Consider the following 8,272-nt stretch of genomic DNA (forward strand, 5'->3'; position numbering starts at 1 on the left):
GGCGCCGGTGGTGAAGTCGTAGCCGCAGCTCTCGCAGAACAGCGCGTCGGCCGGGCTGTCGGTGCCGCAGCTCGGGCACGGCTTGGTGGCCGCGGCCGGGGGTGCGGCGGGGGCCGACCGGACCGGCGCCGCGGCGCTCGCGGACGACGCGCCCGCGCCGCCCACGGGCGCGCCGCAGGTGTCGCAGTAGTCGGTGGCCGTCGTGCTGTGGCCGTTGGGGCAGGTGCTCACCGGCGCACCCGCGTCGTCTTGGTCGAGGCGGTGTCGAGCGCCATCTCGTCGAGCTTGTCGACGCTCTGCTTCAGCCGCACCTTGCCGGTGACGGCCTCCTCGACCTCGACCACCTTCTTGAGCTTGGCGGTGGCCTCGTCGTTGCCGGTCTCGGCGGCGAGCTGCACCGCGCGGCCGAGCTTGGCGGTGGCGGTGACGTCGTCCCCGGCGGCCTTGGCGGCCAGGCCGTCCTGGATCGCCTCGGCCAGCTCGGTCTGCCCGGTGTAGTGCGCGACCTCGGGGTTGATCCGCGCGGTCAGCGTGTCGTCGTCCGACCACAGCGCCTTGACCAGGCCCTGCGCCACGACCTCGTCGCCAAGGGCGAGCTGCACCCGCGCGGCCAGCTGCTCCTGGCCGACCGCCTTGGCGGCCAGCCGGACGGCGACGTGGAAGTCGCGCGACTCGTCGCCCCACGCGCCGGTCGGGTACGCGCCGGTGAGCGGGTTGACGTCGCGCCGGCGGGACGTGAGGTCCTCGACGCTCGGCGCCACCTGCCGCACGAACAGCACCTGCGCCCCCTGCGGCGCCCACACCCGCAGGTCGGCCGCCGCGACGCCGCGCGCCATCGACGCGCGCATCAGGTGCTCGAACTCGGCGGCCATCTGGTCGGGCGTGGGGATCAGGTCGACCGTGCCCATCAGCGCGGTGGCGATGCGCCGCACCTCGCCGACCTCCCAGTCGGCGCCGACGCCGCGGCAGTCGCACTGGAAGGTGCCGCTCGCGGCGGCGATCCGCCGGCTGAGCTCCTCGGTGGTCTCGTGCTGGTTCTTGCCGTCGGTGAGCAGGATCGCGTGCCGCTGCGTGGCGCTCGGCACGGTCTCGAACACCTGCGTGGCCATCTCGAGCCAGGTGCCCATCGCGGTGCCACCGTCGGCGACGAACCGGCCGATCGCCTCGCGCGCAGCGGCGCGGGTCGTGGCGTCCATGCGCGCCATCCACGGCTCGCGGCGGTCGTCGGGGTAGGCCAGGCGCGCCAGGTGGTTGCCGGCGACGACCGCGAACCAGGTGCCGTCGAGCACCTGGTCCAGCGCCGCGATCGCGGCCTGCTGCGCGGCCCGGATGCCCTGCGGGCCCATGGAACCGGAGGTGTCGACGACCACGATCTCGGCCGCCTCGCCCGCGCCGGTCTGCCCGGCCTGGCCCGCACCGGTGCACGTCACCGTGACGATGGCGTGGACGTCGGTCCCGCCGTCCGGCAGGAACTCGTTCTGGTAGACCTGCGCCGCGAACTGCGCCATGTCGTCGCCCCTCCTCGGTCTCAGCCGCTCACCCGGGCGAGCGCCACGGTGATGTTGTCATGGCCGCCCTGCGCGTTGGCCCAGGCCACCAGGGCCTCGGCCAGCGCAAGCGGCTCGCCGCCGTGCGCGGCCGACGTCTCGTGCACCAGCGCCGCGAGGTCGTCGGCCGGGGAGCAGTAGTTCCACAGCCCGTCCGAGCACACCAGCACCCAGCCCGCCGCGTCCAGCGCCTGGCTGGTGACCCGCGGGGCGTGGTCGGGGGCGTCGACGCCGAGCCAGCGGGTGATGGCGTGCGCCTGCGGGGCGTTCTCGGCCTCGGCGCGGGGCGTGCCCGCCGCGATCTGCTCGGCCGCCCACGAGTCGTCGGTGGTGAGCATGAGCGCGGTGCCGTCGTCCGGGAGCCAGTAGGCGCGGCTGTCGCCGACGACGCCCGCCACCACCTGGCCGCCCTCGACGACCGCGGCGACGAACGTGCACGACGGCGGGTTGGCGCCGTGGTCGGGCGCCGTGCTGGCGGTCACGGCCTCGCTCGCCGCGTCGGCGGCCCGCGCCAGGCGCTCGCCGATCGCCGCGACCAGCCCGCCGTCGGTCGGCAGGCCCTGGGCGTGCGAGGTGTCGAGCACGTCGCGGGCGGCCCGCACCGCGGCCAGGCTGGCGACGTCGGAGTCCTCGGACGACGAGACGCCGTCGCACACGACGAGGACGGCCCGCGAGCCCGGCACGGCGTCGGCGGCCGTGGCGGCCGCGTCCTCGTTGCGGTGGTGGCGCACTCCGCGGTCGCTCACCGACGCGACCCAGGGCTGCGGCTGCTCGACCAGGTGGTCGCGCTCGCGCGGGGCCTTGGCGCCGCACGTGGTGCAGTAGCCGTCGGCGTCGACCGTGCCGCCGCACTCGCGGCAGCGGCCCGGTGCCGGCGTGGCCTGCGTCGGGTCAGGGTGCGCCGCAACGCCCTGCGCCGCAACGGTTTCCGCGGGGACGGGCGGTGCGGGAGCGGGCGGTGCGGCGACGGCGGCCGCCTCGCCCAGGTCGGCGCCGCACGCCTCGCACCAGCGCGCGTCGGGGTCGGCCGCCGAGCCGCAGGCGGCGCAGGTGCGGACCGTGCCGGTCGTGGTGCTCATCGCACGGTCCAGCGCCGCACGGCGTTCGCCCGGTCGACCAGGCGCACCCGCTCGTCGCGGTCGTCGCTGAGCCCGGCCAGGTGCCGGTAGGCGGCCTCGAGCCCGTCGCGCAGGCTCGGGGCGTCGGCGGCGTGGCCGCCGATCCGCACCGCCTGCTGCGGGCCGTCCTTCACGACCTGCTGCAGGGCGAGGTCGAGCACGCTGGTCGTCAGGCGGGCGCGGTCGAGCGGGTCGATGCCGACGCCCTCGATGCTCTGCATGGCGGCGGCGAGCGCGGGCAGCCCGCGACCCGACGCGGCGAGCAGCCCGGCCCGCTGGCGCCGCGCCTCGGTGAACGCGCGGCTGGTGGGCGGCACCAGGTCGAGCGCGGCCACGGCGCCGTCGAGGTCGTCGCGCGCCGACCGGATCCGGGCCAGGCCGAACGCGGCCGGGGCCGTGTAGGCGGCGTCGCAGCGCGCGCACGTCGCGTAGAGGGACTCGGCGACGTCCGCCTCGCCGCTCGTCTCGCAGGCCAGGGCGAGCGCGAGCTTGGGGGCCAGCTCGCCCGGCACCTGCCCGTACACCGCGTTGAACGCCGCCTGCGCGCCCTTGCCGTCCTGGTCGTGCAACGCCTTCAGCCCCTGCAGCCAGACCGCGCGCCACTCCCACGGGTCGGCCGTGAGCATCTCCCCGGCGGCACGGTCGACGACGTCGGGCTGGCCCGCGCGCAGGGCGGTGCGACCGGTCTCGAGCAGCACCTCCGGCGTCGCCTCGGGCGCCTGGGCCAGCAGCGCGAGCCGGGCGACGGGCTCCTCGACGCTGACGGTCGCGAGCCAGCCCACCTGCGGGTCGGAGGCGTCGACGGCCAGGCCCGGCAGGTCGGTCCAGTCCAGCGTGGCGTCGGAGACGTTGGGGGCGTCGAACAGCACCGACGGCGCGGCGTGCAGCGCCGCCGTCGTGTCGCCGCGGTCGCTCGCCACGACCTCGCGCAGGACGCCGAGCAGCTGCACCCGCAGCTCGGCCGCGGACGCGAACCGGTCGGCCGGGTCGGGCGCGCAGGCCTTGGCGACCAGCCGGTAGAAGGAGTCGTGGCGCTGGAACAGCGGCGTGCTCTCGACCGGCGGCAGCGACGCCACGTACGTCGACTGGTAGCCGCGGAACTCCATGGCCAGCACCAGCAGCGTGCGGCCGATCGTGTAGATGTCGCTCGCGATGCTGGTGCCGACCTCGGGCACCTCGGGCGCCTGGTAGCCGACGGTGCCGTAGATCGCCGAGTCGGCGTCGTCCAGCCGGCGCACGCCGCCGAGGTCGATCAGCTTCACGTCGTCGCCGACCTGGATGATGTTGTCGGGCTTGAAGTCGCAGTAGACGAGCCCGAGGTCGTGCAGGTACTGGAAGGCCGGCAGCACCTCGAGGGTGTACGCGATCGCCTGGTCGAGCGGCAGCGCGTCGTACCGGCCGGCCTTCTTCATCCGGTTCTTGAGCAACGCCTTCAGCGACGTGCCGCCGACGTACTCCATGACGATGTAGCCGGCGCCCTCGTGGGTCACGAAGTTGTAGATCTCGACGATCAGCGGGTGCTCGACCTGCGCGAGGAACTGCTGCTCGGCGATGGCGGCGGCCAGGGCGTCGGCGTCGCCCGAGTTGAGCAGGCCCTTCAGCACCACCCAGCGGTTGGAGACGTTGCGGTCGCGCGCCAGGTAGATCCAGCCCAGGCCGCCGTGCGCGAGGCAGCCGGCCACCTCGTACTGACCGCCCACCAGGTCGCCCGCCTGCAGCTTGGGCGCGAACGAGAACGGGTTGCGGCACTGCGAGCAGAAGCCCTCGACCCGGCCGGGCTGGCCGTCGCGCGAGCGGCCCACCGGGGCCCCGCACGAGGGGCAGACCCGCTTGTCCTCGGCCACCACCGGGTCGGCCATGATCGCCTTCGCCGCGTCGACCGCAGGCTGCGGCGGCACGGTGGTCAGCCCGGCGCCGAGCCGGGCGGCCCGCAGGCGCGCGGACGACGTGCCCTGCCGGCGGGTGACCTTCGAGCCGCTGCTCGCGGCGCGCGCCGAGCCCATCTGGGTCGAGGCCAGGCGGTTCGAGGCGCGCGAGACGCTGGTGGGCGCGGAGTCGGTGCCGGCCGGGGCGCCGGACGCGCCGCTCGCGGGGCCGCTCGCGGGACCGCCGGACAGCGCCGGGGACGCCGCGGCGGGCGACCCGCACACGTCGCAGTAGCCGTCGAGGACGTGGCCGGTGCAGCCCGGCTGGGTGCACGGCAGGCCGGTCGAGACGTCGGTCATGCGGGCCGTCCTGGGGTCGGGTCGCTCGCCGGGGAGCCGAGCAGGGTCTGGTACGCGGCGACCGCCGCGCGCGCCCGGGAGAGGTCGGTGGGGACGGCGGCGAGCAGCTTCGCGGCCTGCTGGTGCATGACGACGACCTCCTCGTCCTGGGCGCGGCCGAGCCCGGAGGCCTTGGCGCGGTAGGCGTCCAGCCGGGCGGTGAGCTCGTCGCGCTCGGCCAGGGGGGCGCTGTAGGCCTGCTCGGCGACCGCGAGGGCGCGCTCGACGTCCGCCAGCCGGGCCAGGTACGCGTCGACCGCCGCGGCCTCGGCCGGCACCTCGCCCAGCGCCTCGACGCGCGGCACCGCCAGCCGGGGCGCGTCGACCACCTCGGCCACGCAGCGGTCGACGACGTGCGAGGCCCCACCGGCCCGGCGCACCGGCCGCACGCGGGTCTCGTGCGCCAGCCGCAGGTCGCGCTCGTCGGCGCGCCGGGTCGCGGCCGCGACGATCAGGTCGCGCTCGCACACGGCGGCGTCGGCCTCCAGGGGTCCGACGAGCCCGGCGACGTCCGCACCGCGCTGCGCGCGCGCCGCCAGGTCGTCGACGCGCCGGTCGAGCCGCTGGAGCCGTTGCGCCGCAGCGTCTCTGGTGGCGCCGTAGGGCTCCACGGGGACGAGGTCGCGGATCCGCTCGACCGTCGCGCGCAACGACCGCAGGTGCGCCGCCAGGTCGGTGCCGACCGGGTCGAGGGACAGCCGCTGCCGCAGCTGGCCGGTGAGCGCGTCGGAGAGGCGGCACGCCTCGGGCACCGACACCGCGAGCGAGGCCGCCGTCGTCGGCGCACCCGCGGCCGCGGTGTCGAGACGGCCCCACACGAGCGACGAGAGCTGCAGCAGCTCGACCCGGCCCACGCGCCCGCTGTCCCAGACCTTCTCGAGCTCGACCAGACGGGTCGACACCGCCTGCCACAGCGCCATCGACAGCGCGACGTCGTCCGTGAGGGACGCGGCGTCCGGGGCCGCCAGCGCGGCCTGGTCGAGGGCGTCGAGCTCGCTGCGCCGGCTGTCGCGCCAGGCGCCGAGGTCGGCCAGGTACCGCAGCATCGCGGCGGGCGCGGCCGCCTCGCCCAGGCGCGCGGGCGCCGGGGGAGCGGTGGTCGAGGTGGTCGTCATCGCCGTCGTCAGCGCCCGTAGACTGCGGTCGGCGGGGTCGGGGCGCTGCCCAGCGCGGAGGCGAGCCAGCGGTCGTAGGCGGCCTTCCAGCTGCCGTCCGCCTTGGCCCGCGCCAGCACCGCGTTGACGTACCGCACCAGGTCGACGTTGTCGGCGTTGACGCCGATGCCGTAGGGCTCGGACGTGAACGCGTCGCCGACCACCCGGGCGTACGGGTCCTGCGCCGCGAGGCCCGCCAGCACGGTGTCGTCGCCGGTGATGGCGTCGGCCTGCCCCTGCTGGAACTTCACCAGGCAGCCGGTGTGCGTGGCCGCCTGCACCGGCACCACGGCCGGGAAGTCCTTGAGCTTGTCGAGGCTGGTCGACCCCGTCGGCGCGCACACCCGCTGGCCCGACAGGTCGGCGAGGCTGCGCGCCTTGGACCCCAGCGGTACCAGCACCTTCTGGCCCGAGCGGTAGTACTCGGCCGAGAACGCGATCGACTGCCAGCGCACGCAGTTGATGGTCATGTTGCGGACGACGAGGTCGACGCTGCCGTCCTGCAGCACCGGGATGCGCTGGGCCGTCGTGATGACGCGCAGCTCGATCTTGTCCGGGTCGCCGAAGATCGCGTCGGCGACGAGCCGCGCCATGTCGATGTCGAAGCCCTCGATCCGGCCGCTCACCGGGTTGCGTGCCGCGAGCAGCAGCGTGTCGGCCGAGACGCCCACCACCAGCCGGCCGCGCGCCTGGATGCGGCGCACCGTCGCGTAGTTCTGCAGGTCGGTCGGCACGGACGACGGTGGGGCGTACGACCGCAACGGGTTCGAGCACGCCGGGGCGCTCGTCGACGAGGTGGGGGACGGCGTCGCCGTGGCCGCCGACGTCGCGGGGGTGGGCAGCGGCGTCGCCTCGTACGCCGAGGACGTGCAGGCCGCCAGGGCCGCGACGGCGAGGGCGACCGTGCTGGCGACGATCCCGGGCCGCAGCCGTGCGCTCATCGGTACTCCTCGATCCGCTGGGCCAGGCCCCACCAGGCGAGCACCGCCGCCGCGAGCCCGGCCAGCACCGCCAGCCAGGTCGCGAGCCCGAGGCCGCTCCCGGCGTCCAGCAGCCGTCGGCTGGTGCTGCTGCTGGCCTGGTCGAGCGCGGTCTGCGACTGCTCGTCGAACTGCGCGAACGCCGCGTTGGTGCTGCCGTCCGACCGGTCGGTGGCCGCGGCGACCGCGCGGTCCCACTGCCCGCCGTCGTCCAGGGCGCGGATCGCGGTGTGCCCCTGCGTGTACGTCGTCCAGACCCCCTGCAGGTCGGGCGTGCGACCCAGCTGAGCGGACGTCGTCCCGGCGGACTCCTTCCAGGTGGCCTCGAAGGCCGCGCCGGAGCCGCGCGAGATGAGGGTGAGGCTCTCGTTGGCCTTGGCGTCGAACGCCGCCACGCGCGCCTCCGACAGCGCGCGCGCCTGGGAGTACGGGCCGTCGCGCACGGCGCCGACCGTCGACGCGATGTCGCCGAGCGCCACCCCGCCGGCGACGAGCGTCACGAGGACGACGGCACCGGCCGCGACGAGCGGGACGTTGAGGTAGCGGTGGGTGCGGCGGGACAGCCACAGCGACGCGACGACCACCGCGGCCAGCGCGAGCAGCCCGGTGAGCACCAGCGCGGCGACGGCCTGCCGGGCGTGGGTGAACTCGGCCTGCACGCGGTCCTGGTTGGCCCGGGTCAGCGACTCGAGCAGCGGCAGCGCGTCCGAGCGCAGCCCGGCGCTGGCGTCGCGCAGGTACTGCGCGCCGAGCGGCAGGCCCTGCCGGTTGTTGGCGCGGGCCAGCTCGACCAGGCCGGTGTAGCTCTGCACCGAGCGGTTCAGCGCGGCGAGCGCGTCGACGTCCGCGGGCTGCGAGCGGGCCGCCCGGGCGAGCGTCGCGGCCGCGCGCTGGACGGCGGTGTCGTAGTCGGCGCGCTGGTCGGCGGGCTCGAGACCGCCGACCAGGAAGGCGTTGGTCGCGTCGGCGTCGGCGCGCACCAGGCTGGTGCGCAGGTCGGTGAGGCGCACCAGCTGGGCGGCGTTGGCGTCGGCGCGGTCGAGCGCGCCCTGCGCGGCCCGGAACGACTGCGCCGCACCGAGACCGAGCAGCAGGCTGACCAGCACCAGGCCGGCCGAGACCAGGCGCATGCGGCCCGGCGTGCCCTGCCCCGCCTCGCGCACGCGGTGCAGCGCGGCGGCGAGCCGGTCGCCGGGCGTGACGGGCGCG

At 76.1% G+C, this 8,272-nt stretch carries 7 protein-coding genes; all 7 read right to left on the minus strand.

What is annotated here, in order from left to right:
- Positions 1 to 231 (minus strand): double zinc ribbon domain-containing protein (locus ACYVJ4_RS17835; RefSeq protein WP_460461423.1); only part of this gene is annotated, 231 nt, incomplete at its 3' end.
- A complete protein-coding gene (locus tag ACYVJ4_RS17840; RefSeq protein WP_460461424.1) occupies positions 228 to 1,508 on the minus strand; it encodes a VWA domain-containing protein in 1,281 nt (426 codons plus the stop codon). The genes ACYVJ4_RS17835 and ACYVJ4_RS17840, both read right to left, overlap by 4 nt.
- 20 nt (positions 1,509 to 1,528) lie before the next feature.
- The gene (locus ACYVJ4_RS17845) at positions 1,529 to 2,626 is read right to left on the minus strand and encodes a PP2C family protein-serine/threonine phosphatase (protein WP_460461425.1); all 1,098 of its coding nucleotides are present in this window, start codon (positions 2,624 to 2,626) and stop codon (positions 1,529 to 1,531) included.
- Positions 2,623 to 4,890, minus strand: coding sequence for a serine/threonine-protein kinase (locus ACYVJ4_RS17850; protein WP_460461426.1), 2,268 nt, complete (start codon positions 4,888 to 4,890; stop codon positions 2,623 to 2,625). Before ACYVJ4_RS17850 ends, ACYVJ4_RS17845 begins: the two co-directional genes overlap by 4 nt.
- Complete coding sequence (locus ACYVJ4_RS17855) at positions 4,887 to 6,044, minus strand: hypothetical protein (RefSeq protein ID WP_460461427.1); 1,158 nt, start codon at positions 6,042 to 6,044, stop codon at positions 4,887 to 4,889. Before ACYVJ4_RS17855 ends, ACYVJ4_RS17850 begins: the two co-directional genes overlap by 4 nt.
- An 8-nt stretch (positions 6,045 to 6,052) precedes the next feature.
- Positions 6,053 to 7,024, minus strand: coding sequence for a glutamate ABC transporter substrate-binding protein (locus ACYVJ4_RS17860; protein ID WP_460461428.1), 972 nt, complete (start codon positions 7,022 to 7,024; stop codon positions 6,053 to 6,055).
- The coding region (locus ACYVJ4_RS17865) for a hypothetical protein (protein ID WP_460461429.1) at positions 7,021 to 8,272 on the minus strand (1,252 nt) is incomplete at its 5' end. The genes ACYVJ4_RS17860 and ACYVJ4_RS17865, both read right to left, overlap by 4 nt.

It is taken from the genome of Angustibacter peucedani, assembly GCF_054779595.1.

Coding starts and splice junctions, on each gene's coding strand:
- ACYVJ4_RS17840 (WP_460461424.1), bottom strand. CDS start 1,508: ATGGCGCAGTTCGCGGCGCAGGTCTACCAGAACGAGTTCCTGCCGGAC.
- ACYVJ4_RS17845 (WP_460461425.1), bottom strand. CDS start 2,626: ATGAGCACCACGACCGGCACGGTCCGCACCTGCGCCGCCTGCGGCTCG.
- ACYVJ4_RS17850 (WP_460461426.1), bottom strand. CDS start 4,890: ATGACCGACGTCTCGACCGGCCTGCCGTGCACCCAGCCGGGCTGCACC.
- ACYVJ4_RS17855 (WP_460461427.1), bottom strand. CDS start 6,044: ATGACGACCACCTCGACCACCGCTCCCCCGGCGCCCGCGCGCCTGGGC.
- ACYVJ4_RS17860 (WP_460461428.1), bottom strand. CDS start 7,024: ATGAGCGCACGGCTGCGGCCCGGGATCGTCGCCAGCACGGTCGCCCTC.